This is a genomic window from Psychrobacter sp. KCTC 72983 (genome assembly GCF_014280455.1).
Taxonomy (GTDB): Bacteria; Pseudomonadota; Gammaproteobacteria; order Pseudomonadales; family Moraxellaceae; genus Psychrobacter; species Psychrobacter pacificensis.
Genome location: NZ_CP060390.1, coordinates 1,225,181 through 1,249,545, shown reverse-complemented (window position 1 = coordinate 1,249,545; position 24,365 = coordinate 1,225,181). Strand labels below are relative to the sequence as shown.

Genomic DNA, 24,365 nt, shown 5'->3' with positions numbered 1-24,365 from the left:
CTAATCAATAGCGGTCTTTTTTGTTTAGCTTAATTGTTTAAAAGTCATGACTAACGATTAACGCTTACGCCCAAATTTACGCTGCTTTTTATTACTAATCTCAGTAATAGCACGAGTGATTTCTTCTTCGTTTAAACTTGCGACTTGCTGCAAGATTTGCATCATATCAGGCGTCAGCACATATTTGGCATGACTGGCGATGTCATTGATACGATGGTCAAAGGTCAATATGCCCGTTTCATCATCTTTTTGTAGATAATCAAGACGAGTCAAAGCGCTGATAAAGCTAGTAAATAATGCGCGATCAAAGAAGTCAGGAATATCATCGGCATACAGTACAGACAAGCGTTGTCCAAGCAAATGGCACAGGTCAACGACTTCGCTTTCGGTCAGATTACCAGAGCCCTGCTGAGCGAGTAGGGCAAGCGTCATAAAATAACGCTCAAGACTTTGCCCAACGGGTGTCGCCAGTACTTGTAGCTGTTGATAGCGCTTGCTATTAGACTCAGGAACACTAAGCGTGTCATCACCCAACTCAACAATCAACCCATGAGAGAGTAAACTATCGACTTTTTTGTTGAGCGTCTCCGCCAAACCATGCGCTGGGTAGTATAAGAACAGCTCACCTTGCAAGAATGGGTATAACTGCTCAGCGATACTATCTAAACGACTGCGTTTGATACGGCCGTTACGTGCCACTAGCGCTGATAAGAAAGACAGCAAGATAAAGACGTGTAGAATGTTATTGCGGAAATAGCTGAGCAATGCCGCTTGCTTGCCAGCGACCTGAATGATATCGCCCAAGATGTGCGGCGTACGCTCTATGAGTTTTAGCTTGATGCCATAATCAATGATTTCTTGCGGGCTCATATCTGTGATGACAGTGTCATCTGCATAAGGAAGCCGCTGCGCAAGGCCTTGGTACAAAGCGATTTGCTCACGGCAACTGTTTTCATCCAGTGCCGCTTTCGGTGCGGATAGTAGTACCAATGATAGCAGCGACACAGGCGTTATCACGGCAGCTTTATTGATATGCTGCATGACTTTTACACCGATATTATCGACCATGGCACTGACTTTTTCATCGAGTGGGGAGTCGGTGCGATCGGACGGTAAGCTGTTGGCTGGAACATCGAACTTTGTCATAAAATCGCTAAGATGCAGCGGTGTACCAAAACTTAGATGTACATTACCAAAAATACGCTCAATTTTACGACCCACTTTGAGTAGCCCAATCAACGATTCTGATTCTTTTGGTTTGCCCTTTAACTCACCGATATAAGTGCCGCCTTCCATAATACGCTCATAACCAATATAAGTTGGGATGAACACCACAGGCTTATTGGTTTGACGTAACTGGCTATGTACCGTCATCGCCAGCATACCCATTTTGGGCGGTAGTAGGCGACCTGAACGTGAGCGACCACCTTCAATGAAGTACTCGATCGGCGTATTACGCGTGATAAGGGTATGCATATATTCACGCAATACGGCGGTATAAAGGGCATTGCCACGGAAGCTACGACGAATATAAAAAGCGACAGCGCCGCGCAATAACGGTCCCAATACTGGCACATCTAAGTTATCACCTGCTGCGACATAAGGGATACTCAAACCGCGTTTGTAGATGACATAAGACAACAATAGATAATCAACATGACTGCGATGGCACGGCACATAAATCAGCTCATAATCGGTCGCAAGGTCACGTACTCGCTCAAAGTGATGAACTTCGACACCGTCATATAACTGCGTCCATAACCACGTTAAAAATTTATAAAAACCGCGAATAATCGAATGAGAGTAATCATTCACCATCTCATTGGCGTATCCTCGCGCTTGACTACGAGCGTCGCGTACGCTGGTGCCTTTTTCGGCAGCTTCCAGCTCTATTGCGTGCTTAATCGCTGGCGAGTAGACCAGTTTATCGACCAAATTACGTCTATCTGACAAATCAGGGCCCAGCATACTGGCGCGCTGCTTGTCTAAATAAATCGTCAATTGCTGCTGCAACATACGTACGAGTTCACGATTGCCATCAGCAGCCGCCACGAGCGTATAGCTGGGTGATTTTTCAGCATCAGTTTTGACATCATTATCCGTCGTTGCTGTTTCAGTATCTTGTGAGTCTGTAGCAGGTGAGCTTTTAGCAATTGAATCTTTAGAAGCTAAGTCTTTAGAAACTAAGTCTTTAGAAACCAAGCCTTCAGAAATTGAGTCAAAAACGTTAGGGCCCGCGCTTTCACCTTTGAGGCTATCATTGATGATAGTACGCAAATCTTGGGGTGGGTGGAATTGTACAAAGGTATCACGGCCCATCACGCCGATATTAAATAACTGCTTGCTGATACTCGGGTCTTGCCAATTGTCAGCGGTTAATAGTTTAAATAGCGAGTCTTCTTTTTCAGGGGCGCGTCCCCACAGGATAGATACGGGTACTAGGCGCACCTTTAGCTCTGGATATTGCAATACCGCAGAGACTAAGCGAGAAAGGCGCGGAGACAACTGATTGTCTTTGGCATGTGGGTGATTCAAAAATATGATGGCTGCATTTTCTTTGATATTGTGAGCCGCGTCATTGACCCCAACCAATGCAGGCGGCAAGTTATGCTCTTGCGTCTGCAAATCGATCAAAATACTGTTGGAGCGAGAATAATCCTGTAGCACATAAAATCTGAGTACCTGATCGTCGCTATCAAACTCAGGCAATTCACCCAATAGTTTTGGTTTGACAGCAACGTCGAGTAGCTGTCCCGATAGTTTACGATACAGCTGATTGATCGGCGCATTAGCGTAAGGCTTGGTGACGATTGGACCCGCGTCAGTTTCAGAAGTGCGGTCAGTGCTGACTGGCGCTTTAAAAATCCGTTTTTTTAGGAACTTCGGTATCATAATCAGTATCAAAAATAGTCAAATATGTTGCGCTTATGATGCCATAAAAGCCACTAAAGCGATATATAGTGTCTGTATATACTGCTAATATTAATACTATTGGGTTACTCACTAGTAAGCGAGCAATGATATAAAACGGTCAAGTATTTGAAAGTTACGATATTTGGCGTAATAATATATTGATGCCATGTCTATTTAATCCGTATGACGCCTATTCTTTAGTTCTATTTTATTAAGCCGAAATATTATGACGCCAGCTATCGATCTTGCCAAAAAACGCGGTCTTGATTACCGCATACACGAATACACGCATGACAGTCATGCGGCCTCTTTTGGTTTAGAAGCCGCAGAAAAGCTTGGCGTGGCGGCAGTGCAAGTGTTCAAAACTTTGGTGGTATCGACTGATACTGGCGACCTTGCGGTTGCGATATTGCCAGTAGATAAAACCCTCAATTTTAAAAAAATGGCCAAAGCACTATCCGCGAATAAATTGCTCGCCTGCAAAAAAGTACAAATGGCAGATCCCAAACAAGTAGAGCGTAGTACCGGCTATGTGTTGGGCGGCGTCAGTCCACTCGGGCAAAAAAAGCGCCTAAAAACAGTCATAGATAGTAGTGCTCAAGATCAGACAACGGTCTATGTCAGTGGCGGTCGTCGCGGTTTGGAGATTGAGTTACCACCAGCACAGCTAGCTCAGACACTAGATGCATGCTTTGGCGCTATTACTGATGAATAATACAAATAAACGTTTTACGGCGATGAGGCAGAGCGCGTAAACTTATCAGCCAGATCTTCTATTACTTTTTATATTTAAGGACACAATCATGCCGCATTTAACCATTCAAGCCACGCCCAATGTCAGTATCCCTCACGAAGAATCATTGCTAAAGTCGCTCAATAAAGCATTATGGGACAGTGGATATTTTGATAAGCCGACAGATATCAAAACACGTATCTTACCTATTGAGACGTTTTTGGTGGGTGTGGAAGATGATGAGCAAGCGAATGGGTTTATCTATGCCAATCTAAAACTGATGAGCGGCCGCGATATAGAGACTCGTAATCAGCTGGCTGAGCTCTTAGTCGCTACCATCGAAGAAAAGATCGGAGACGAGCAATCAGGTCGTGCGGCACTGCAAATATGCGTAGAAGTCGAAGAGATTAGTGCGGTATATCATAAGAAGATGCTAGGTAGTTAATGTTAAACGCTTTAACCTTTTCCAAAACGACTTATTATATTTTGAATACTGTTGTTTGAAGGCGTTAGACGTATATGGTTAAGCGGGCTTGCACAAAGACTGACTAGCAACCTTTGGTAGTATCATGACCTCAACTTTATAGCCTGCTGTTTTGCCATGAGTGGCCATAAGATTGCGGGCGATACGTAGTCGATATTCTCCTGTTTGTGGCAGACAGCCTTGATAAATGATACCGCCTTTGGTGCCATCTTGGGTACCATCCGGCATATGCAATACACCGACGTTAGCAGTCTCGGGCGTACCTGCAAGTGGTGAAATGTTAATAACGGCATATTGCTGACTTGCAGCATCGAAACGATACCACTGCTCATCGATATGAGGAGCGAGTTTACCAGTGACGACGCTAGTAACAGCGCCTTTTGCAAAATGTAGAGTACTATCGCTACTTTTGGCCGCTGCACTGCTGATGCCAATACTGACGAGCGTGGTACTAATGACCAATGCTCGTATATATCGAGCAGCTAAAGCGATGTTTTTATCGTTAGGTAAAACCATTATTTGCTCCTAAATTACAGGTTGCTTTTGATAGTCTTTAATCATAATACGGTCAGTTAAACACAAAAAAGCGCCTAAATGATAGGCGCTTTTTCGTGGATTATGAATACAGTGTTAGTCTAGAAAAGCAAAGTTTTCGATGTCCATCTCTGTCATGCTATTGCTTGGTGCGACCATGGATTCAGCATGTCCAGAGGTACGTGGTAGCAGCTTGTCAAAATAGAATTCGGCGGTTTGAATTTTTGCTTTGTAGAATTCTGGTGCTTCTGTGCCACCATTTTCAAGCTTGTCATAAGCGACCGCTGCCATACGTGCCCAGTGGTAGCCCATCATGACGTAACCTGAGTACATCAAGAAGTCATCTGATGCGGCCGAGATGATTTCACGGTCTTTACGAGCCATTAGCATCAAGCGTACTGTCAAGGTGTTCCACTCAGCGCACAGCTTGGTAAGTGCCCAAACAAATTTACGCATGTCTTTATCAAGGGCATACTCGCCGCACCATTTCATGATGCTTGAGGTATAGTCACGGATGATTTTACCTTTAGATTGCAAGATAACCTTACGGCCTAATAGATCCAATGCCTGTACGCCAGTCGTACCTTCGTACATCGTCGCAATACGAGCATCACGAGCAATCAGCTCCATACCCCATTCTTTGATATAGCCGTGGCCGCCATAGACTTGCTGACCGTGTTTGGCCGCTTCGATACCAAGCTCAGTCAAGAACCCTTTTAGGATTGGCGTATAAAAACCTAGCTTGTCATCCCATTTTTCAAACTCTTCTTCATCGCCATTCACGATACCCTGTGCCATTTTGTCCGCATAGCGTGCTGAATGATAAATCATTGAGCGACCGCCTTCAGCAAAGGCTTTTTGCGTCAGTAGCATACGGCGTACGTCAGCGTGGTGGATGATCGCATCAGCTACTTTTTCAGGATCTTTGGTACCAGATAGCGTACGCATAGAGCGGCGTTCTTTGGCATAGGGCAATGCATTTTGGAAAGATAGCTCCGTATGTGCCAGACCTTGGATACCAGTACCGATACGAGCAGTGTTCATAAAGGTAAACATCGCTTTTAGGCCTTTGTGCGGTTCGCCAATTAGGTAGCCAGTAGCACCATCGAAGTTCAACACACAGGTAGAAGACGAGCTGATACCCATTTTGTGCTCGATTGAACCACAAACAACAGCATTGCGCTCGCCAGATTCGCCTTCAGCATTCGGCGTGAATTTTGGTACGATAAATAGCGAGATACCGCGTGTACCCTCTGGCGCATTTGGTAGACGTGCTAGGACAATATGAATGATATTGTCTGTTAAATCATGCTCACCGCTTGAGATGAAGATTTTGGTGCCACTGATTTTGTAGGTACCATCATCCTGCGGGATGGCTTTTGACTTTACCTGACCCAAGTCGGTACCACATTGAGGCTCGGTCAAACACATCGTACCTGCCCACGTTCCTTCGACCAATTTTGGTAAATAAAGGGCTTTTTGCTCATCCGTACCGTATTGCAGTAGCGTATTGATACAACCAGTTGAGAGGCCAGAGTACATCGCCCACGGCCAGTTGGCAGTACCTATCATTTCAGCTTTGATTAGGGTGATTGACGTCGGTAAGTTCATCCCGCCGTATTCTTCAGGATACGAGATACCTTGCCAGCCGCCTTCTACAAATTGGTCATAAGCTTCTTTAAAGCCCTTTGGTGTGGTGACTTCGCCATTTTCAAAATGACAGCCTTCTTCATCGCCTGATTGATAGATAGGAGCAAGGACGTTTTCAGCAAAATCTGCCATACCCTGTAGGATCATATCTATGGTTTCAGGATCCGCGTTTTCGCCATTGTCTAGGCTTTTATAATGCGTTTGGTAATCAAATACATCATTAATCAAAAATTTGATGTCACGTAAAGGTGCTTTGTAAGTTAACATAATCGCTCTCTTTGGTTGGTTCGCTATCATGGACTTACGACGCAGTATTTGAGTCAAAAGTCATGTCAGCGATGTGTCATTATTTTAATCGAGATAGATACTATATCTATTGTTATGAGTGCTAGTAATAAACAGCGAGTCCATTGTGAAGGGCTTTAGGACGTCCTTGTTGAGCGTCAGCTATTATTGCGTTGATATGATTATAAATCTTATAGACCAATAAATATACAATTCATAACTATTATTCATGACTTTTATTTTAATTAATCAATTTTAGTTTTATGAAGTGGCTGATATATGTGCTGGATGTGCTCAAAGATCATCTGTTATAGATGATTGATGATAAGCAGAAGACCGAAGAGTAATAGACATAATATAGTCGAACCACTATTAAAGTGTTACAGCGTTAGACTCGTTTAGCCTACTACTGTAGTACTTGCACTCGTCTGCCTTGTACCACTTTTAATATTGATTGACTATAAATAAGGCAGACCCTCTATGAGTGAGTCAAAATTACACAAACAAACCTCTTGGTTGACCGCGCTATTCACGCGTATTAAGGGGCTCATTGATGGTGAGCTTGGGCATTTACTAACCGTCAATCGTAGCCGAAGGCCATGGCATATGCCTATTATTGCAGCGATTGCGATCAGCTTTCCAGTATTTGTGGGCGCTTACTTTGGTGACTTGTCTGCTGGAATCAAAGCGTCGCTAGGGTCAATGATTATTTTAAACCTGCCATTGGTGGGCGGGTTACCTTATCGGCTAGTGACAGTGATGGCTTGGGGATTTGCCATGATACTCAGTTTTGCGCTGGGTTTGATGGCGCAGCAATTACCTATACTCAGGCTGCCTGTCTTTATGCTCATTGCGCTTAGCGTGGTGATGTTGGGTCGTTATTATAAGCAGCCACCACCAGCAGGGCTGTTTACATTGATGGCAGGTGCCATTGCGCTGTTCATTCCTATACCTGTAGACCGAATACTCTCAGCAATAGGTCTGGTCTTGCTGGGTAGTGGGTCGTCGATGTTGCTCGCGCTACTGTATACGCTGTTTTTGCTCGCCACACGTCCTATTGCCCCTGCGCCTAGTTATCATTATGAGCCAGATATGATCAGTGATAGCCTCATTGTCGTAAGTTTCATCAGTCTGGCGTTGGTAATAGCAGTTTTATTAGACATGCCTTATCCATATTGGGTGGCAATGAGCTGCTTTATTATTATTCAAGGCATCCAGCTGCGAACCATGTGGATCAAGCAGTTGCATCGTATATTGGGTACGTTGGTTGGTATGGTGGTTGCCAGTTGGATGCTGTCTTGGGGGCTCTCGACATGGGGTGTCGCCGTGGCTATATTATGTATGATGCTATTGATTGAGTCGTTTGTCGATCGGCATTATGGGCTGGCGGTGATTTTTATTACACCGTTGACGATATTTATCGCAGAGTACGGCAGCACGATGGCGGTGCCGCCAGTGGCAGGAGATGTCATTCATACGCGCATGATTGATACGGCACTTGGCTGTGTGATTGGTCTGAGCGGTGGTTTGGCCATCCACTCTACACAATTGCGTGTACCACTGCGGCGTTTGGAGCACTGGCTGCTGCTGCGCTTTAGTGAATAATAAGCAGCAGTTTGATGCTGCTGATTAAGAGTTCCATTAAGTATTTTGACTCAGTGCTTCTGTTGCTTTTGAGACATCAATTGTATGACCAGTCCAGCGCTCAAAACTCAATGCTGCTTGTCCGATGAGCATGCCGTAACCTTCAGACGTTTGGGCATCACGCGCCGCGAAATGCTGCAAAAAGGGTAGGTCGCGCCCATACATCATGTCATAAGCGTATTGACAGTGTAGAGTGTCATCCAGCGGCAGTTTATCGCCTGATAAGCCAATAGAGGTGGCATTGATAATCATATCAAACGTGCCGCTCAAATCCTTGGTGGCATAGGTCTGAATCTGCTGCGCTGCAATCACCGCGCTTGCTGCGCTCAGCTCGTCCACCAAATCTACCGCTTTACTCACGGTGCGATTGGCAATAGTCAGTGAGCCAATACCTGCTTGAATCAGCGGTAGTATGACACCGCGTGCCGCGCCGCCTGCGCCAATTAGGGCAACGCGAGCACCGTCCAGTGGCCAACCTAAGCGTGTTATGTGATTGACGAGCCCTTGTCCGTCCGTATTATCGCCGTATATGGCCTCTTTTATCGACGCGCCTTGTTGTAGTAGCGCCTCATTTATCATGAGGGTATTGACCGCGCCTGCTGTTTTGGCATGCTCTGACAAGCCGCCGCGCGCCGCACAGCAGTCATAAGCGACTTGCTTAAAGGGTACGGTCACGTTAGCACCCACACCACCACCATGAAAAAACGCCTCAATGACCGCTGTAAAACTGGCAGCATCGTCAGGGCAATACTGGCGCTGATAGCGAATATCAATACCTGCCTGTAAGGCAAATTGCGCATGAATTTCAGGAGATTTGCTGTGGGCAATCGGATTGCCAATAACGATGAAGTGTTGGGTCATAAAGGGTCCATTGGCTAAAAGAGGCAAGACATCATTAAAGATGCATCGCTTACGGCCATTTATCATAAGCGATAAAATGATGATTGACAAACCAATGGCTCATCTAGGTATGCTGCTGCTGAGTAAGGTTTCTGAGGCGTTTTTTCTTTAACAAATATGTACCTTCTTGGAACGTTATGTGTAACCTAAAAGGTAGTCAAGCGCTGAGCAGTTGGGTAAACTATCGATTATATGTTAATTAGTATAATATGCTCTAATGACTGTTAGGTTATAACTTTTATTACATACATTCTTTATTAAAAAATCCTTTGTTATCGGTGGCTTGTGGGCCAGCTCGTTAATATTCTTTTAAGATCAATCTAAAAGTGTGAGTAAATTATCTATGTGGAATCATAACCTTCAGACTCTTCTAGTCGGTACGATAATGGCAGTTAGTGTGACGCTTGGCGGCTGTGATAGCACCAAAGAGGATGCTCAAAATCCAGAGACAAACGCTGAGAGCAGCGAGCAGGCTGTGGCCGAGGCTCCTGTAGAGAACAGCGCTGGGGATAATCCTGATCTAGATGGCGCGACCGCCCAGCAAGGTACACCAGTAAAATACGATGTCTCGGCATGGAACGCTGACAAGGGCGAGCCCCTTGGCACCGATGAGTTAGATAGTATCAAGTCAGCATTTGGTAAAGTAATAAGTACGGACGAGAACAGCCTAGACTATGCCAGTAATCCTGCCACCAAATATCGCTTTATGAAGACGGACGCGCCTTATCTAGATATTATCGACTCCGAAAAATATCTTGAGCTTGGCTGGTATTATGCCAATCCGACCGATTCTGATAAAGAAAAAGAGTTGAGCCAAGACCATGCCAAAAAAGCCTACCAACTATCGCGCCGACTGATGGGTGACGAGGGTGGCAAAATGGTCGCTGATATGCTCAGTAATCAAATCATCAAAAACAGAGTCATTGGTGGACAAAAAGTAGAACTGGCAAAATGTGAGTTTTATAGCTGTATGCTAGTCATCAATAAATCCGCTGCCCAAACAGACAATAGCTAAGCGATGCTAGATATGAGGTCACTGCCTAACCGTTGGGTCTGTCTATATCCACAAGACGATACGGCAACCAGCAAAGCGGTGACACTGTCGCCAGACAACCGCGGCCTAGCATATGCGGATGGGTTTTTTACGACCATGGGTGTGATGGACGGACTCATCCTATGGGCAGACTACCATCATCAGCGGCTCATCTCCCATGCCGACGCCTTGCAGTTAGATATAGACTGCGAGGAACTACTGGCAGTATTAAAAATATATGCCCAGCAGCTAGAGCAGGGTATGCTCAAGCTCGTAGTAACTCGCGCCGCACAAGACATTCGCGGTTATGGCTATGCACCAAGTGAATCAGGAAGTGCTTGTGAGATATGGCTAAAACCGGCTGTTATGAGAGTCTCCACGGCTGTGCAACTGTCATTACCTGACGGCAATCTAGTACCGATGCAGCCGAATGCCTCGGCAATATGTTTATCTTCACAGATTGCCTGCCTGCCGCCATCGCTGGCAGGACTCAAAAGCTTAAGCCGCCTAGATAATGTCCTTGCCAGTGGCGAGCTACAGCGTATAAAAGCTGAACCATTAGCGGCTAACGTTACAAAGAGCCTCAGTGAAGGACTGCTACGTGATATGAGTGGTCACTGGGTTGAAGGTACGATGAGTAATGTGTTCTATCAGTTAGCAGATGAGCCTTTATGCGAATCTGAAACGCACTCTAGTGGCCACGAAGGTGTTGATAACAATCATGAGAATTATCTAACAACAGGTCAATGGTATACCCCTTCTATGGATAAATCGGGCGTTGCTGGCGTGATGCGGCAGGTGATTATTGATGCTTTGTCCGCGACAGAGTACCCAGTGGTGATACGGTCGTTATCAGATGAGGACTTGCCTAGGTTGACGCGGTTATTCTTTTGTAATGCACTGCGCGGCATCATGCCGATGAGTAGTTTGACGTTATTGTCAGGTGATATTATAGATTTTAAATTCGTTTAGTTGTCATTTCCTTTATTTAATAAACGATAGAAATGTTGTTTAAAAAACTCTTTTCTCCCTTTATGTTGTAGGTCTTCATAGCGCGCTTGGCTGAGCTGTAGATATTCTGTTTCCTGTTCAATACCAATAAAACGTCTTTCTAAGACATTACCTGCGATACCTGTTGTTGAAGATCCAGCGAAAGGGTCAAGTATCAAAGCATTTTTTTTGGTAGAGGCTAAAATCATCTGTGCCAATAATGCCAAAGGTTTTTGCGTAGGGTGCTTACCACAAGATTTTTCCCACTTAGCAATTGCTGGCAAGCGCCACACATCTTTCATTTGCTTATCGTTATTGAGTCGTTTCATCAAGTCGTAATCGAAGTAGTGCGGCACTTTAGGATGTTTTCTCGCCCAGATAATGAATTCCGTAGAATGAGTGAAAAACCGACAAGAAAAATTAGGCGGTGGATTGGTTTTTTCCCAAGTTATAACATTAAGTATTTTAAAACCAAGCTGCGGCAAAATACGACCCAGAGTAAAAATATTGTGATGTGTACCACTGACCCATAAGGTTGCATTATCTGCCATTTTCTCTCGTACAGCAAAAAGCCATTCATAGGTGAATACATAAGCATCATTGTCACTGACAAGCTTGTCCCACTGACCTTTATTGACTGACTGGACTTTACCGTTTTTCACTGTCAAACCATCATTGAATGTACTGGTCAAGAGACAGCGCTCTACTATTATCTATACGCTTATTCATTAATGTTCACAAGTACTGAGAGCTACTTTTGGTTTGAGCTAGCTACTCATTCTCTTCTACGCCAAAGATAATAAATTCAGTATCAAGCATATCATCAGGTTCTAAAATAATATCCTCGCTTCTATACATTTCTCGCGTTTTTAGTAGAGCAGTTTCACCATCTTCTGCAACCACTTCTATAAGTGCACTCATCGTTTCGATTACTTCTATTTGATAAGTATTTGAACCGCCTGTCTTTATCATAAATATCCTCAATAATTAAAGTCTCTCATATATCGCTTCAGTCATTTATACCAATTAGATTAGCAAAAGCATTCAAAAGAAGTGATCGTCTTTTGTTACGCAGACTTGTGCCATAAAGCAAATCGATCAATGATCCTTTTTCAATAGAAATGATTAAAAGGACAATATCGCATGCGTTCGGTATATAAAGATCAACGAATTCCGCTACAAGTTCGTAGATTGATGATATTTAATAAAGTTTGCTGTGTAGCAAAAGAAAATCCTGATGAAGTAATTCACTTACCTTGCTACTCACAGATAGCATTTAGTATTGTCTATTCTAAGAAAGATAAAAAATACACAGCGTTTGGAAGTGTGTTTAAGTATGCGCATACCCGTCAAGAAGTCATTGAACAAGGTTTAGATAAGCAGTTTCATGAAGATACTGTGATGTGTGCAATCACAACCGAAAGACAAGCTTTTACTAAAGCTTCTCGCACTCCGTTAGGGCTGTTAATGAGCTGGAATAAACAGGTAAAAAATCGAGCTTATACCTGTCTCGATGGCAATGTGAAACACTTTTTCAAAGTAAATGATGAGCTAGAGCTAGATTATCCTCCTCACAAGTTTTACGGTCGTTTGGTTGCTGCCAAAGGTTTGCCATTATGGGATGATAAGTGTTCTTAGTATAACTTTTGATAATGGCCACGACTGACAAACTCAATCATGCCTTTATCTCGTAATACCTGTAACTGTTGGCGAATTTTATCTTTTACGTGGTTGTTTTCAGGATGTTTGAGCTGTAACTCATCAGCAAAAGCATAAACCTGATTGAGAGAGAAGTGAGCATCAAGTCGATCGATACATTGCCAAACATCTAATGTCCAGCCACGCGACTCTATAGATTGCGTGCGTAAAAATAAGGTTTTTTGGAATTGCTGGGTAACCGACTCTTTATCCATAATTCTTTGGTCTTTGACCAAAAAGACTTTGCCTGACTCTGGCACTTTTCGTAAGTCGATATTACAACCCACCCAACCTGCGCGTTTGGCAGTCACTGATAATGGTTTGCGCTTAACAATAATATCGGGCGTAAAAAACTGCTTGGGAATAATTAGAAAGTTATTAACGGCGTATGCTTTTGAGTAGGTCAAAAAGAAAAAACTGGGATTGTCCTCACTATTGATACGCTCAACCATCGTCTTATAAGCGCCATCATTAACGATGTTGCTTAACTTGGCTTTTTTACTTTTTAGCTCATATTGCTCATTACAATGCGCGCAGTAAAAATCAGCAACAGGTTGACCGTTAACAAATTCAGTCAAAGGCTGCTCGCTACAATTAGGACAGTAACCATTTTCTGTTACCCATGTTTCACTGAGAACGCGAATAATCTGTGATTTAGAGTGATAGTTTTTGGCGAGTCTTTGGTCAAAATATAGATTCATAATAGAGTGTCAGCATCGATGGACAGTGATAAAAATACCAGTAAAAGGTGGGAATGTTGAGCCATATAAATCAGTGTATAGACCAAGTTAATGCATAAGCTAAGCAAATACCATTGAAAATCGTACGGTTCAGTGCTAAATTCTAGCAAACATCTGCCTCGCGAGTTGCCATGAGCAAGCCCACACCCAATACACCACCTGAACGTCCCAATGAGTCGCTGTCGAATAAGCAAGATGGCACAGTCGAGGAGCGTGTAGACACCACGCTACCGGACGCGCAACCAGTGGTAGATAGGGTGGAAGACACGCCAGAAACCAATGTCTCGCTGATCAGTGGCAACAGCAAACCGCGTCAATATAAAGTCAACAATCCCTCGTTTTTTATGCAGCGCGGTTATCAGGTATTGCTGGTACTAGGGCTCATTGCTGCATTTTTCTTAGTTATGGTATATCAGACCTTATTTGGCCGTATCGAGCAGCCGCAGCAAATGGTCACGATTGAGCAAGGTCAGACGTATTATGGCCTATTGCCGCAGTGGCAAAATCAGATTCCGCTATTTTCGGCCAGCGTAGCCAAGCTATATATCAAGTCGCAAGTCGATGCGCCTTTGCATGCAGGTATCTATCAATTACCTGAGAACCCAACCATTGCTGAGGCATTGCAAATATTAGAGCAGGGCGCAAAAGCAGCCATGGTAAAGGTGCAAATCATCGAAGGAAAAACATCAAAAGATTTGTATCAAGCGCTGCGTGATAATGACAATATCGAAAAAGAAGTGCTGACCGCAGGCAGTGATAATGCCAGCATTGCACAAGCGTTAGATTTGGCTGGTATATTGCCAGACAGCGTGACCAACAGTAGTGATCCTATCGTCAATCATAATCTTGAAGGGTGGTTTGCGCCCGATACCTATTATTATGGTGAAGGAACGAGCGATAAAAAAGTGCTCACAGACCTATATAAACGCCAGCAAAAAGCGCTGACCGATGCGTGGGAAAATCGCGCGCCTGACCTACCTTATAATAGCCCTTACGAAGCACTAGTAATGGCATCTATCATCGAAAAAGAAACCAGCGTACCAGAAGAGCGTCCGCTAGTCTCTGCCGTATTTAGAAATCGCTTGGTTAAAAATATGCGTATGCAGACCGATCCGACCATCATTTATGGTATGGGTAGCCGTTATGATGGTAATATCCGCCGCAAAGACATCGATGAAAAAACGTCTTATAATACCTATCAGATTGATGGCTTACCGCCAACGCCAATCGCGCTGCCATCTGCCGCATCTATCGAAGCCACCTTGCATCCTGCCGATAGCGACGCGTTATATTTTGTGGCAACTGGTAACGGCGGACACAAATTTACCAATAGCTTGGCTGAGCACAATCAAGCGGTAAAAGACTATCTGAGCGTCATGCGCGAGAAAAAATCTCAAACACCGCCACAATAGAGTACCTTCTTTATCTCTTATAAAACGTATCGTTTATTGAGCGCTATAATCTAACGATAGCGCTCACCGATGACATAAGGTCATATCATGTCAGTATCTATACAGACCAACGCGCCATCCGCACAGACGAGTACAGCATCGTCCACGCTACCGAAATCAAATGCTTCACAAACGACGACCGCACCTATTGTAGGGCGGTTTATTAGTTTTGAAGGAACGGAAGGCGTCGGGAAAACCACGGCGATTGAGCAGCTCTGCTTGCAACTAGAGAAAAATGGTATTCAATACCTTCGTACTCGCGAGCCGGGTGGTAGTCCGTTTGCTGAGCGACTGCGCGATATATTGCTAGATCCTGCAACTGAAATTGAGGATGATACAGAGCTTTTATTATTATTTGCAGCACGCTGTGATCATATGCAGCAAGTCATCCTGCCTGCGCTACAACGTGGCACATGGGTTATTTGTGACAGGTTTACGGACTCTACTATTGCGTATCAGGGTTTTGGACGCGGACATGGCGATAAAGCGATGCTGACCAAAATTGAGACGCTGATCGAGCAGTTTGTGACGCAGTTGCCTGAGCTGACTTTATGGCTTGATTTACCTGTAGCAGAGGGCATGGCACGCGCCAATAAGCGCAGCGCAGCAGATCGCTTTGAGCAGCAGGCAATGGCGTTTTTTACTTGGGTACATACCGGTTTTAGTCAACTTGCAAGCTCGCATCCTGAACGTATCCAGCGTATCGATGCGTCAGGCAGTACTGATGAGGTGAGCGCGCGAATATGGCAGGCAGTCGTAGACAGATTTGATGTTGAATAATCATATTTGAGTGAGCATGTTTATCTTGTAAGTAGATTTAATAATCAAGCAGATATGATAAAAATAAAAAGCCCCAGCATGTCGCTGGGGCTTTTTATTGATGACAGTTTGTTATTTAACCAATTATGACGTTAGCGGTTAAATAACGATAGAGTTTATTTATCACTATTTTTGTCATTCAGCTCACTCTGTTTGGCTTCTTTCCCAACCGCGCCAGAAGCGTCGGTGTCAGCTTTGGCAGTCGAATGAGTAGCACTGTCTTGACCAGAGTCAGGGAGACGATTGGGATCAAGCGCTCCTTTTTTATTTTTAGGCGCGTTGCCATTACCATTGGCATTACTATTACTAGACGGCTTAGTCTTTGAGGTCGCGGTCGAGTTTGCTGTCATCACACCTGTGTTCGCTGTGTTGGTAGCCTCTGTTTTTGGTGCTACTGCCTTATCATCGGCCGCGACTGTCGCAGTATTGGACTTATCTATGGCGCTGTTCGCATTAGGGGCACTGGCGACGCTTTGCTCAGTATTTTGAGCCGTATTAGTTGGTGCCTCTGGCGCTGGTTTTTGTAGGTTATCGCTGCCCAGCTCTTTTTCTTTACGCTTTTCAGGCGCTTTTGAGCTGGACTCAAAGTTGGCATCGGCGACCATACGCGCTTGCTCTTGTTTTGGTGTTACGTCCACTGGTTTTGGCTGTACTTCATCATCCACAACTAAGGAGATAAGCTTGCGATCGCGAGGCACCGTACCTTCGAACTTATCAGTGATGACGTGCAGCTTGCCTTCTTTGTCTATGGTATATAGTGGCACAAACTGCTTGTTATCCGCTTTATACTGCTCAAAGCTATAGCTGTCAGTAATGTTGGTGATTTTGATGCGGGCTTTTTTGGACAGCATACTAGCAAGCTTGGTATATGTCACATCTTTGCCAAACAGCCACTGTGAATGGAAGTTTGACTGTTTATCGTCGCGCTCACTTTTGACTTTTTCATCACTGAACTTGAGACGGTATAGCTTACGCTCGCCAAATTCATGACGATAATGAATCTCAGACAAGGTATTCATCTCTTTGTCCATACTCATGGCAAACAAACGCCCAATACCAATCAGATCAAGATGGTGATCAGCGTGATCAGAGATTGGGTTGCCAAAATAAGTACGCAATCCACTCATGCGTGCGCGCGCGATATTGGTATAGTTATTATGCGCGACGATGACATCGAAGCCTTGCTCTTTAAGAGAGGTAGCGATGAGTAGGGCAATCGGGTTTGAACCGACGATAAGAATACCGTTGGTCTCAGGCTCACGTACGCCCAGCAAGTTGCCGACCATCTTTGCGCCCAGACCCTGAATCATTACCGTACCGATGATGACCATAAATACCAATGGTACAAGCAGCTCAACGCCTTGAATATCATACTCTTGCAAACGAATCGCAAACAGGGATGAGATAGCAGCAGCGACGATACCGCGAGGGCCAATCCAGCTGATCATCAGCTTTTCATTGGTTTTGAGGTTGGAGCCGATGGAGGACGCCCATACTGATAATGGACGCGCCACAAACATGACAATAGCAAGGAGCACCAGACCTACAAATCCTACGCTCAATAAACTTGCCAGCTCTACACGAGCGGCCAAAATAATAAATAGCACAGAGATCAGTAGAACGGTTAAAGACTCATTGAACTCTAGAATCGTCTCGCGTGGGAATTTTGGCCAGTTTGCCAAAGCCACACCCAGTACGGTCACAGTCAATAATCCTGATTCATGCTCCAAGTGATTTGATACCGAAAACAAGACCAAGACGAATGCAAGGGTAAAAACATTGCGCAAAAACTCAGGAACCATATGGCGCCGCATGAGGAACGCCAGTAACCAAGCGCCTGCCATACCAAGTGCCGTTGCCAATACGACAATTTTGGCAAATAGCAAGATACTACTGGCTTCACCGCCTGAGATGATATATTCATAGACCAATACCACGGCAATTGCGCCGATTGGATCAATGATAATGCCTTCCCATTTTAGGATATTAGAGATGGTTTTATTGGGGCGTACGCTACGCAACAGGGGCATAATGACCGTCGGACCGGTCACGCAGACCAGCGCACCAAACAGGAGTGCAATCAATGGGTCGACATCGAATAGCAAATAAGTCGACAGCGCCACGATAGCGATGGTGATGAGTACACCAATCGAGACCAGCATTTGCACCACAGTACCATGCTGCTTGATCTCATCAAACTCTAGCGTTAGCGAGCCCTCAAATAGAATAATTGCCACGCCCAAAGAGATAAAGGGGAACATCAGCTCACCTAATACCAAATCAGGGTCAAACACCCCCAGGACTGGTCCGATGATAATGCCAATGAGCAATAAAAATAAAATGGACGGTTGCTTCAAATACCAAGCCAGCCATTGGGCGGCAATGCCAATCCCAACCACGCCGGATAGCAATAGGGCGGTATCCATAAATTAATCCTTTTGTAATCTTGTCATATTTTATATCTATCCATAGCTGCTATAAGATAGTCGCTACCGTTCGTTTATGATCAATTGTTATCATTACTGATTATATCTGGGTCATCACATTGATAGCCATCATGAATCGCAACATGAGCTTGAGATGATATATACACTATAAAGTAGCAAGGGCAAAAGCATTCTTAGACAAATAACAGTGGTCTAAAAATGCAAAAGATGGAAAACAGGGATGATGATAGCAAGCTTGATAAACGAGTAGTCGATAGCATTTTTACTAATTGACTTTTGTTTGTTTTATGATTTGTTTTGCTTGCTATCATAACATGATTTGATTCATATACATGTATATAGAGCCTGCCACGATATCAGCGCGCAGCCACAAAATTGTACAAAGTCAGTATGAAATAACCATGCCTTGGGTTATCCTGCATTATGTAAATAATGGCAAGATAACGTTTTGTCCATCATACAGTAGCTACGTTGGTCATGCACGCCGCTAAAACAACAATAATATGACGTCAATCAGAGACCGTATATTGGCGCTGAGGGTTTATGTTTACTAAAGCCAACAACCCTGGTTTTGATTAAAATAAATATAAAAACGGGGCTGACATGATCGTTACTATATCAGCCTAGCGATAAAACATATATGAAATCGATGCATAGCACGAATACCATCGTGTAATATGAGTATAACGATATAGTCAATCCTAAATAAAACAGATACATTATATATCAAGGTGGAACTGGTCTAAATTTTCCTTGCGTGCTGTGCCTACGCTGCTCGATGCTGCGAAAAATTTATCCCAGTCCCACTGTATCGTTTTTATACTGAATTCACTATATAAGCAAATATAAGAACGCTGACCAATAACGATTGGGGTTATGTGCGTCAGGCAAGACGTTATCGAGTACCATCATCTAATTACCAACAATAATAATGACCATTCATATGGAGGACAATATGCCTATCAATATGTTTAAATCACGAACCACTGTCGATATGCGACTTTGGTTACAGCGCAGTGCGCTGGCGCTCGCTGTGAGTACGGCGATGGTGGCTAGTATTAATGTCACCACAATGAGCAATGCACATGCGGCTGTAACCACGGCTGATTTCTCTGGCCTAGTTCAACAAGTGACGCCAGCAGTGGCGCGCGTCAACGTCACCAAGACAGTCAGTGAGGCTGAGCTTGCTAAGGCGCAAACGGCTGAAGTGTTGCGGCAGTTTTTTGGCGATCGGGTGCGCATTCCTGATCGAGCAGTCACGCCAGCGATAGAGCATGCTTATGGTACGGGGTTTTTTATTACCTCTAATGGCTATATGCTGACCAATCATCACGTCATCGAGGGCGCTGACAAAATCACCGTCACACTTAATGATAGAACCGAGCTTGATGCAACCTTGATTGGTAGCGACGAGCGCTCAGATGTGGCTGTACTAAAAGTTGAAGGCACTCAGTTCCCCGCGCTACCGATTGGCGACTCAAACAGCTTAAAAGTAGGGGAGCCCGTACTAGCCATTGGTTCACCATTTGGTTTTGATTATTCAGCCTCCGCTGGCATCGTCAGTGCCAAATCACGCAGCTTCTCACGCGAAACCAGTGTGCCGTTTATACAAACCGATGTGGCGCTAAACCCTGGCAACTCAGGTGGCCCTCTATTCAATCAGCGCGGTGAGGTGATTGGTATCAACTCGCGTATCTTTAGTGGGACGGGCGGCTACATGGGGCTATCATTCTCTATCCCAATTGACGCTGCTATGGATATCTATGAGCAATTAAAGACCAGCGGTGAAGTCGCTCGCGCATATTTGGGTATCTATCCGCAAGATATTGACCGTAATCTGGCCGAAGCTTATAAATTGGATAAACCACAAGGCGCTTTGCTGACCCGCGTTTCTCCAGACTCGCCAGCACAAAAAGCAGGTCTAAAACCTGGTGACATTATCTTGCAGTACAATAATGTACAAATCATGCGAGCATCCGACTTATTGAATCTGCTCAACCGAGCAAAGCCAAGCGATCCATTTCGCGCACAGATTCAGCGCAATGGTAAGCAAAGAACCATCACAGGTAAGCTTGCTTATGCACCTAATGATGTCAGAGCCCAAAGTGGGGATCAGCAAAGTGATGATGTCCAACTGGGCCTACGTTTGCGCGATTTGACCAAAGATGAACAAGCAGAGATTGCTACAGACAATAAAACGGGGGTGTTGGTCACGACGGTTGATCCGACAGGGTTAGCCGCGCGCTCGGGGATCTTAGCAGGTGATGTCATTACCAATTTTCACCAAAAGCCTATTAAAAACGTAAAGGATTTCTCTGACGCCATCTCATCCCTACCCAAAAAAGGCGTTGTCACGATAGAAATTATTCGACAAGGCATCCCTGCTATTATTGGTCTGCGTATTGAATAGATACAACCATAAGGAAGTGATTTGGGCAGCAGCATACCGAAAAACACCGAAAAGTATAATTGCTCATCATAAATACCGCTCGCTATAAGAGATACGCAAACGGATATTGCATCAGTCTGCAAATAATGTATTTAAATATTCGTCAGCAGCGGTTAGGCACGCGAGGCCTGCCTTTTCGCTTATATCGTCCCACCATCGATGTGTTGACGATTCGTTAACATTAATCAAAAGACTTATCAGTGCTGATTCATTACGCTAAACTAGCTATTAAGTTCAGCGTGTATTTATTGATAAAGCTCTGAGCTTATATTTATGGTTTTTGGTAATACAAAAACCTCTTTTTGACCTTTGATTTATGATTGCAGCATCAATTGATTGATAGCGGTCAAATCAAAATATGCTACACTAGCAGGCGTTTTTATTATTATATTTTATGGCGCAACAGGTATTTGCGGTCACTGGCATCGATAATGCCAATACTCACTTTAATACGCAGTAATTTATAATGTAAACGTTATGATAATAAATAAAATTTCAGCATTAACATCAAGCAAGGGTTGGTCATTAGCGTTTATCAACGTATATAAATTTTTGGCACTTGCAAACGACCTATCATGTGACAGCTTTGATAAAAGCTAGGATAATACAGTAAGGCACGGTTATGAGCACAGCATACGACGAGATCAAAACCCGATTACAAGGCTCAATGGTAGCCTTGGTAACGCCCATGCACCCTGACGGTACAGTTGATTATAAACGTCTGGCTGACCTCATAGACTGGCAGATCGAGCAGGGCACGCATTGCCTCGTTGCTGTCGGCACCACTGGCGAGTCGGCAACCCTATCGATGCAAGAGCATAGCGATGTCATTCGCTATTTTGTCCAGCATGTTAAAGGTCGCGTACCAGTCATCGCAGGTACTGGTGCAAACAACACCATAGAAGCGATTAAACTGACTCAAGACGCAGCAGATGCTGGTGCAGACTGTGCGTTATTGGTTGCCCCTTATTATAATAAGCCGCCACAAGAAGGCTTATATCAACATTACCAAGCCATTGCTAAAGCCGTCAATATTCCTCAGATGCTCTATAATGTACCGGGTCGCACGGTCGTCGATATTGCCCAAGAGACGGTCGAACGTCTTGCTGATATCGACAATATCGTTGCTATCAAAGATGCGACAGGCTCTGTTGGTCGCGGTGAGCAATTGATTAAAGCTGTTGGTGACAGAATGGTCGTATTGTCTGGTGATGATGGTACAGCGCTTGATCTACTAAAAGTAGGTGGTAAAGGCAATATCTCAGTGACTGCCAACGTGGCGCCAAAAGCCATGAGCGAGACTTTCGCTGCTGGCTTGCGTGGTGATTTTGAAACGGCTAGTCAGATTCATGACGTAGTCAAACATCTACATCGTGACTTATTCATCGAGTCAAGTCCTATTCCAGCTAAGTATGCGCTACATAAAATGGGCATGATCGATAAAGGGATACGCTTACCACTCGTTTGGTTGGCAGAGCAACATCATGCGACTATTGATGAAGCGTTGGTTCGAGCAAACATACTATAACCTGATCTTCAGCGATTTAAGACTTGTTGCTTGACGATTAATATTCAAGAGAGCAACAAGTCAATTTATCATGATAAGCCAATCGCCTAAATGAGCAATAACTGCTAACTCAGAGAGACAACATGATGACAGTATCATCAAAAACAGTATCATCAAAAACGACAAAACTACTTCCTGCAATACTGACCTTAGTTTTGGGTAGTACGTTGGTATTGAGCGGCTGCCAAGCGACCAAGAGCCTGCTTGGAAAGCGCGACAATGGCAGCTTAGACTATCAACAAAGCAAAAAGCTTGCACCGATAGAGCTGCCGGCTGCTCAAGAAACAGCGCCTTTCGTGCCTTTGTATCCAACCCCTAATGTGGGCGCGAACACGCTTAAACTACAGAATGAGTCAGGTAATCAGTATCAGTTGCCAAAGCCTCAGCGTGCTGTTAGTAGCCCTTCAAACTAATTTCTTTCTTCATTTGTACCGCCGATTTTTATGATTATTGATTAAAATAATATCGATATTGTAATAAGAGTCAGCGGTCGCTGCGCGTTTTTACCACATAAGCTTGAACGAACAGGAACCCCCATAATGCAAAAGCAACAACTGCTGTATAAAGGCAAAGCCAAATCTGTCTACGAAACAGAAGACAATGATCTTCTGATTTTACACTTCCGTGATGATACCTCAGCGCTCGATGGTAAGCGTATCGAACAACTGGCACGTAAAGGCGTGGTGAATAACCGCTTTAATGCTTTTATCATGCAAAAATTGTCTGATGCTGGCATCGAGACGCATTTTGAAAAGCAATTGTCTGACGACGAAGTATTGGTCAAGCGCTTGGATATGATTCCTGTAGAGTGCGTGGTGCGTAACTTTGCCGCTGGCAGCTTGGTACGTCGTTTGGGCTTAGAAGAAGGGCAAGCATTGACACCGCCAACGTATGAGCTTTTTTATAAAGATGATGCGCTAGGTGATCCGATGGTCAATGAGTCGCTCTCTGTATCTCTTGGCTGGGCGACCAAAGAACAATTGGCTAAGATGGAAGAGCTGACCTATCAAGTCAACGATGTACTCAAAGCATTGTTTGATGCGGGTGATTTGATTTTAGTTGATTTTAAATTAGAATTTGGCGTATTCCACGACCGTATCGTATTAGGTGATGAGTTCTCACCAGATGGCTGCCGTATCTGGGATAAGAATACCAAGAAAAAGCTGGATAAAGACCGTTTCCGTCAGTCATTAGGTGATGTGATTGAAGCTTATGAAGAAGTGGCTGACCGTATTGGTGTGCCATTAAAATAAGTATCAGATACTTAGCATAAAATAAAAACTGAGCCATGCGCTCAGTTTTTTTATGGCATTATATTTGTGATGGTTCCTTAGTGAGTATTTAAATCTTTGGCTGTGGGCTAAGAGTATCAAGGTTTTAACTCAATAAGATAGGCGCGGTGTACTTCATGGTGTACTTACCATACATATTCTATTAGTGATCGGTGCGCTATACAGGCATCGAACTGGCATAAAACAATGAAAAATATCGTTTCTATTATAAAAACTGTTTTTATTACAATGGTAATATCATTTATTTCACTAATTTGGTGGACTTTTTACACAGACGGCTATATAGGATTCGGGGGTGAAACGCCATCCAGAGAAGATAGACCGTCAATGCAAGAAGTTGCCTCATTACTAGATTATGTAACTAAAGGGCTTCCTCTCGCAGATCGAAATACTAAGAGATCAAAAGATATGGTTAGGGCCGCAGTCAAAGTTTATGAAAACCCGACCCGAACAACTGTTAATCGATTAATGCAAAATATTACTAGCCAAAAAATTTGGAAAGAGATGCCTACAGAAGACTCTAATAGTCAAGAATATTGCTATGATCAGTATAGTCTTATTATTAATAAAGAAAATGATGATGACATTGTATTAAATAAAGGTACAGTTCAATATTTATTCGTACATGTATCTTGGACAGATTCTAGCCCTTGTCGTAAAGCCTATCTTGAGCGTTTAAATTTTAAAGCATTTTAAATAGATTTTAGCCTTGATTTGGAATACCCTAATGAAACCA

Annotated in this window: 21 protein-coding genes; 13 read left to right on the top strand and 8 right to left on the bottom strand. The window is 44.0% G+C overall.

Annotated elements, in window-relative coordinates; all coding sequences use genetic code 11:
• Window positions 1–57: 57 nt before the first annotated feature.
• Entirely contained in the window at window positions 58–2,892 is a 2,835-nt protein-coding gene (gene plsB, locus PSBA01_RS05335) for a glycerol-3-phosphate 1-O-acyltransferase PlsB (protein ID WP_186475269.1), read from the bottom strand.
• Window positions 2,893–3,139: 247 nt separating this feature from the next.
• Between plsB and ybaK the strand changes: the two genes are divergently transcribed.
• Together ybaK and PSBA01_RS05325 are read left to right on the top strand one after the other, a co-directional pair.
• A complete protein-coding gene (gene ybaK / locus PSBA01_RS05330) occupies window positions 3,140–3,628 on the top strand; it encodes a Cys-tRNA(Pro) deacylase (protein WP_186475268.1) in 489 nt (162 codons plus the stop codon).
• An 88-nt stretch (window positions 3,629–3,716) separates the two neighbouring features.
• A complete protein-coding gene (locus PSBA01_RS05325; protein WP_093069829.1) occupies window positions 3,717–4,091 on the top strand; it encodes a 5-carboxymethyl-2-hydroxymuconate Delta-isomerase in 375 nt (124 codons plus the stop codon).
• Between the two features lie 78 nt (window positions 4,092–4,169).
• Here PSBA01_RS05325 and PSBA01_RS05320 read toward each other — a convergent pair whose 3' ends face one another.
• Both PSBA01_RS05320 and PSBA01_RS05315 read right to left on the bottom strand, forming a co-directional pair.
• The gene (locus tag PSBA01_RS05320) at window positions 4,170–4,646 is read right to left on the bottom strand and encodes a hypothetical protein (protein ID WP_186475267.1); all 477 of its coding nucleotides are present in this window, start codon (window positions 4,644–4,646) and stop codon (window positions 4,170–4,172) included.
• Between the two features lie 114 nt (window positions 4,647–4,760).
• Window positions 4,761–6,581, bottom strand: coding sequence for an acyl-CoA dehydrogenase C-terminal domain-containing protein (locus tag PSBA01_RS05315; RefSeq protein ID WP_058024882.1), 1,821 nt, complete (start codon window positions 6,579–6,581; stop codon window positions 4,761–4,763).
• A gap of 498 nt (window positions 6,582–7,079) precedes the next feature.
• Between PSBA01_RS05315 and PSBA01_RS05310 the strand changes: the two genes are divergently transcribed.
• Window positions 7,080–8,204 (top strand): FUSC family protein, encoded by a 1,125-nt coding sequence (locus tag PSBA01_RS05310; protein WP_186475266.1) that lies wholly within the window; start codon window positions 7,080–7,082, stop codon window positions 8,202–8,204.
• A gap of 36 nt (window positions 8,205–8,240) precedes the next feature.
• Here the strand turns inward: PSBA01_RS05310 and aroE are convergent, their stop codons facing one another.
• Entirely contained in the window at window positions 8,241–9,104 is an 864-nt protein-coding gene (aroE, locus tag PSBA01_RS05305; protein WP_186475265.1) for a shikimate dehydrogenase, read from the bottom strand.
• Window positions 9,105–9,471: 367 nt separating this feature from the next.
• Between aroE and PSBA01_RS05300 the strand changes: the two genes are divergently transcribed.
• Window positions 9,472–10,158 carry a hypothetical protein gene (locus tag PSBA01_RS05300; protein WP_228724646.1) on the top strand — a complete coding sequence of 229 codons (687 nt, stop codon included), beginning with the start codon at window positions 9,472–9,474 and terminating at the stop codon, window positions 10,156–10,158.
• 12 nt (window positions 10,159–10,170) lie between these two features.
• Window positions 10,171–11,148, top strand: a complete 978-nt coding sequence (locus PSBA01_RS05295; protein WP_186475264.1) for an aminotransferase class IV — start codon at window positions 10,171–10,173, stop codon at window positions 11,146–11,148.
• On the opposite strand, the gene PSBA01_RS05290 is transcribed toward PSBA01_RS05295, so the two are convergent.
• Together PSBA01_RS05290 and PSBA01_RS05285 are read right to left on the bottom strand one after the other, a co-directional pair.
• Window positions 11,145–11,828, bottom strand: a complete 684-nt coding sequence (locus PSBA01_RS05290) for a DNA-methyltransferase (RefSeq protein ID WP_228724645.1) — start codon at window positions 11,826–11,828, stop codon at window positions 11,145–11,147. The genes PSBA01_RS05295 and PSBA01_RS05290 overlap by 4 nt on opposite strands.
• 109 nt (window positions 11,829–11,937) lie before the next feature.
• Window positions 11,938–12,138, bottom strand: a complete 201-nt coding sequence (locus PSBA01_RS05285; RefSeq protein WP_186475263.1) for a DpnD/PcfM family protein — start codon at window positions 12,136–12,138, stop codon at window positions 11,938–11,940.
• 171 nt (window positions 12,139–12,309) lie between these two features.
• Between PSBA01_RS05285 and PSBA01_RS05280 the strand changes: the two genes are divergently transcribed.
• Window positions 12,310–12,804 (top strand): hypothetical protein, encoded by a 495-nt coding sequence (locus PSBA01_RS05280; RefSeq protein ID WP_186475262.1) that lies wholly within the window; start codon window positions 12,310–12,312, stop codon window positions 12,802–12,804.
• Here PSBA01_RS05280 and PSBA01_RS05275 read toward each other — a convergent pair.
• Window positions 12,801–13,565 carry a DpnI domain-containing protein gene (locus PSBA01_RS05275; RefSeq protein ID WP_186475261.1) on the bottom strand — a complete coding sequence of 255 codons (765 nt, stop codon included), beginning with the start codon at window positions 13,563–13,565 and terminating at the stop codon, window positions 12,801–12,803. The two genes, PSBA01_RS05280 and PSBA01_RS05275, sit on opposite strands and share 4 nt — an antisense overlap.
• Window positions 13,566–13,735: 170 nt before the next feature.
• Here PSBA01_RS05275 and mltG point away from each other — a divergent pair, with 170 nt between their 5' ends.
• Both mltG and tmk read left to right on the top strand, forming a co-directional pair.
• A complete protein-coding gene (gene mltG, locus PSBA01_RS05270) occupies window positions 13,736–15,016 on the top strand; it encodes an endolytic transglycosylase MltG (protein WP_186475260.1) in 1,281 nt (426 codons plus the stop codon).
• A gap of 186 nt (window positions 15,017–15,202) precedes the next feature.
• A complete protein-coding gene (gene tmk, locus PSBA01_RS05265) occupies window positions 15,203–15,835 on the top strand; it encodes a dTMP kinase (RefSeq protein ID WP_228724672.1) in 633 nt (210 codons plus the stop codon).
• A gap of 155 nt (window positions 15,836–15,990) precedes the next feature.
• Here tmk and PSBA01_RS05260 read toward each other — a convergent pair whose 3' ends face one another.
• On the bottom strand, window positions 15,991–18,300 hold the full coding sequence (locus tag PSBA01_RS05260; RefSeq protein WP_227674195.1) for a cation:proton antiporter: 2,310 nt from the start codon (window positions 18,298–18,300) through the stop codon (window positions 15,991–15,993).
• A gap of 1,066 nt (window positions 18,301–19,366) precedes the next feature.
• On the opposite strand from PSBA01_RS05260, the gene PSBA01_RS05255 reads away from it, so the two are divergent.
• From PSBA01_RS05255 to PSBA01_RS05235, 5 genes are all read left to right on the top strand, one after another.
• The gene (locus PSBA01_RS05255; protein ID WP_228724671.1) at window positions 19,367–20,731 is read left to right on the top strand and encodes a Do family serine endopeptidase; all 1,365 of its coding nucleotides are present in this window, start codon (window positions 19,367–19,369) and stop codon (window positions 20,729–20,731) included.
• Between the two features lie 661 nt (window positions 20,732–21,392).
• Window positions 21,393–22,298 carry a 4-hydroxy-tetrahydrodipicolinate synthase gene (gene dapA, locus PSBA01_RS05250; RefSeq protein WP_071002526.1) on the top strand — a complete coding sequence of 302 codons (906 nt, stop codon included), beginning with the start codon at window positions 21,393–21,395 and terminating at the stop codon, window positions 22,296–22,298.
• A 101-nt stretch (window positions 22,299–22,399) separates the two neighbouring features.
• Complete coding sequence (locus PSBA01_RS05245; protein WP_186475446.1) at window positions 22,400–22,750, top strand: hypothetical protein; 351 nt, start codon at window positions 22,400–22,402, stop codon at window positions 22,748–22,750.
• A 126-nt stretch (window positions 22,751–22,876) separates the two neighbouring features.
• Window positions 22,877–23,590 carry a phosphoribosylaminoimidazolesuccinocarboxamide synthase gene (gene purC, locus PSBA01_RS05240; protein ID WP_057757995.1) on the top strand — a complete coding sequence of 238 codons (714 nt, stop codon included), beginning with the start codon at window positions 22,877–22,879 and terminating at the stop codon, window positions 23,588–23,590.
• Window positions 23,591–23,815: 225 nt separating this feature from the next.
• Window positions 23,816–24,325, top strand: a complete 510-nt coding sequence (locus PSBA01_RS05235) for a hypothetical protein (protein ID WP_186475257.1) — start codon at window positions 23,816–23,818, stop codon at window positions 24,323–24,325.
• The last annotated feature ends 40 nt before the right edge of the window (window positions 24,326–24,365 follow it).

Bases quoted from the DNA above. Each gene is read 5' to 3' on its own strand.
- plsB (WP_186475269.1), bottom strand. From the start codon at position 2,892: ATGATACCGAAGTTCCTAAAAAAACGGATTTTTAAAGCGCCAGTCAGC.
- ybaK (WP_186475268.1), top strand. From the start codon at position 3,140: ATGACGCCAGCTATCGATCTTGCCAAAAAACGCGGTCTTGATTACCGC.
- PSBA01_RS05325 (WP_093069829.1), top strand. From the start codon at position 3,717: ATGCCGCATTTAACCATTCAAGCCACGCCCAATGTCAGTATCCCTCAC.
- PSBA01_RS05320 (WP_186475267.1), bottom strand. From the start codon at position 4,646: ATGGTTTTACCTAACGATAAAAACATCGCTTTAGCTGCTCGATATATA.
- PSBA01_RS05315 (WP_058024882.1), bottom strand. From the start codon at position 6,581: ATGTTAACTTACAAAGCACCTTTACGTGACATCAAATTTTTGATTAAT.
- PSBA01_RS05310 (WP_186475266.1), top strand. From the start codon at position 7,080: ATGAGTGAGTCAAAATTACACAAACAAACCTCTTGGTTGACCGCGCTA.
- aroE (WP_186475265.1), bottom strand. From the start codon at position 9,104: ATGACCCAACACTTCATCGTTATTGGCAATCCGATTGCCCACAGCAAA.
- PSBA01_RS05295 (WP_186475264.1), top strand. From the start codon at position 10,171: ATGAGGTCACTGCCTAACCGTTGGGTCTGTCTATATCCACAAGACGAT.
- PSBA01_RS05285 (WP_186475263.1), bottom strand. From the start codon at position 12,138: ATGATAAAGACAGGCGGTTCAAATACTTATCAAATAGAAGTAATCGAA.
- PSBA01_RS05280 (WP_186475262.1), top strand. From the start codon at position 12,310: ATGCGTTCGGTATATAAAGATCAACGAATTCCGCTACAAGTTCGTAGA.
- PSBA01_RS05275 (WP_186475261.1), bottom strand. From the start codon at position 13,565: ATGAATCTATATTTTGACCAAAGACTCGCCAAAAACTATCACTCTAAA.
- mltG (WP_186475260.1), top strand. From the start codon at position 13,736: ATGAGCAAGCCCACACCCAATACACCACCTGAACGTCCCAATGAGTCG.
- PSBA01_RS05260 (WP_227674195.1), bottom strand. From the start codon at position 18,300: ATGGATACCGCCCTATTGCTATCCGGCGTGGTTGGGATTGGCATTGCC.
- PSBA01_RS05255 (WP_228724671.1), top strand. From the start codon at position 19,367: ATGGTGGCTAGTATTAATGTCACCACAATGAGCAATGCACATGCGGCT.
- dapA (WP_071002526.1), top strand. From the start codon at position 21,393: ATGAGCACAGCATACGACGAGATCAAAACCCGATTACAAGGCTCAATG.
- purC (WP_057757995.1), top strand. From the start codon at position 22,877: ATGCAAAAGCAACAACTGCTGTATAAAGGCAAAGCCAAATCTGTCTAC.
- PSBA01_RS05235 (WP_186475257.1), top strand. From the start codon at position 23,816: ATGAAAAATATCGTTTCTATTATAAAAACTGTTTTTATTACAATGGTA.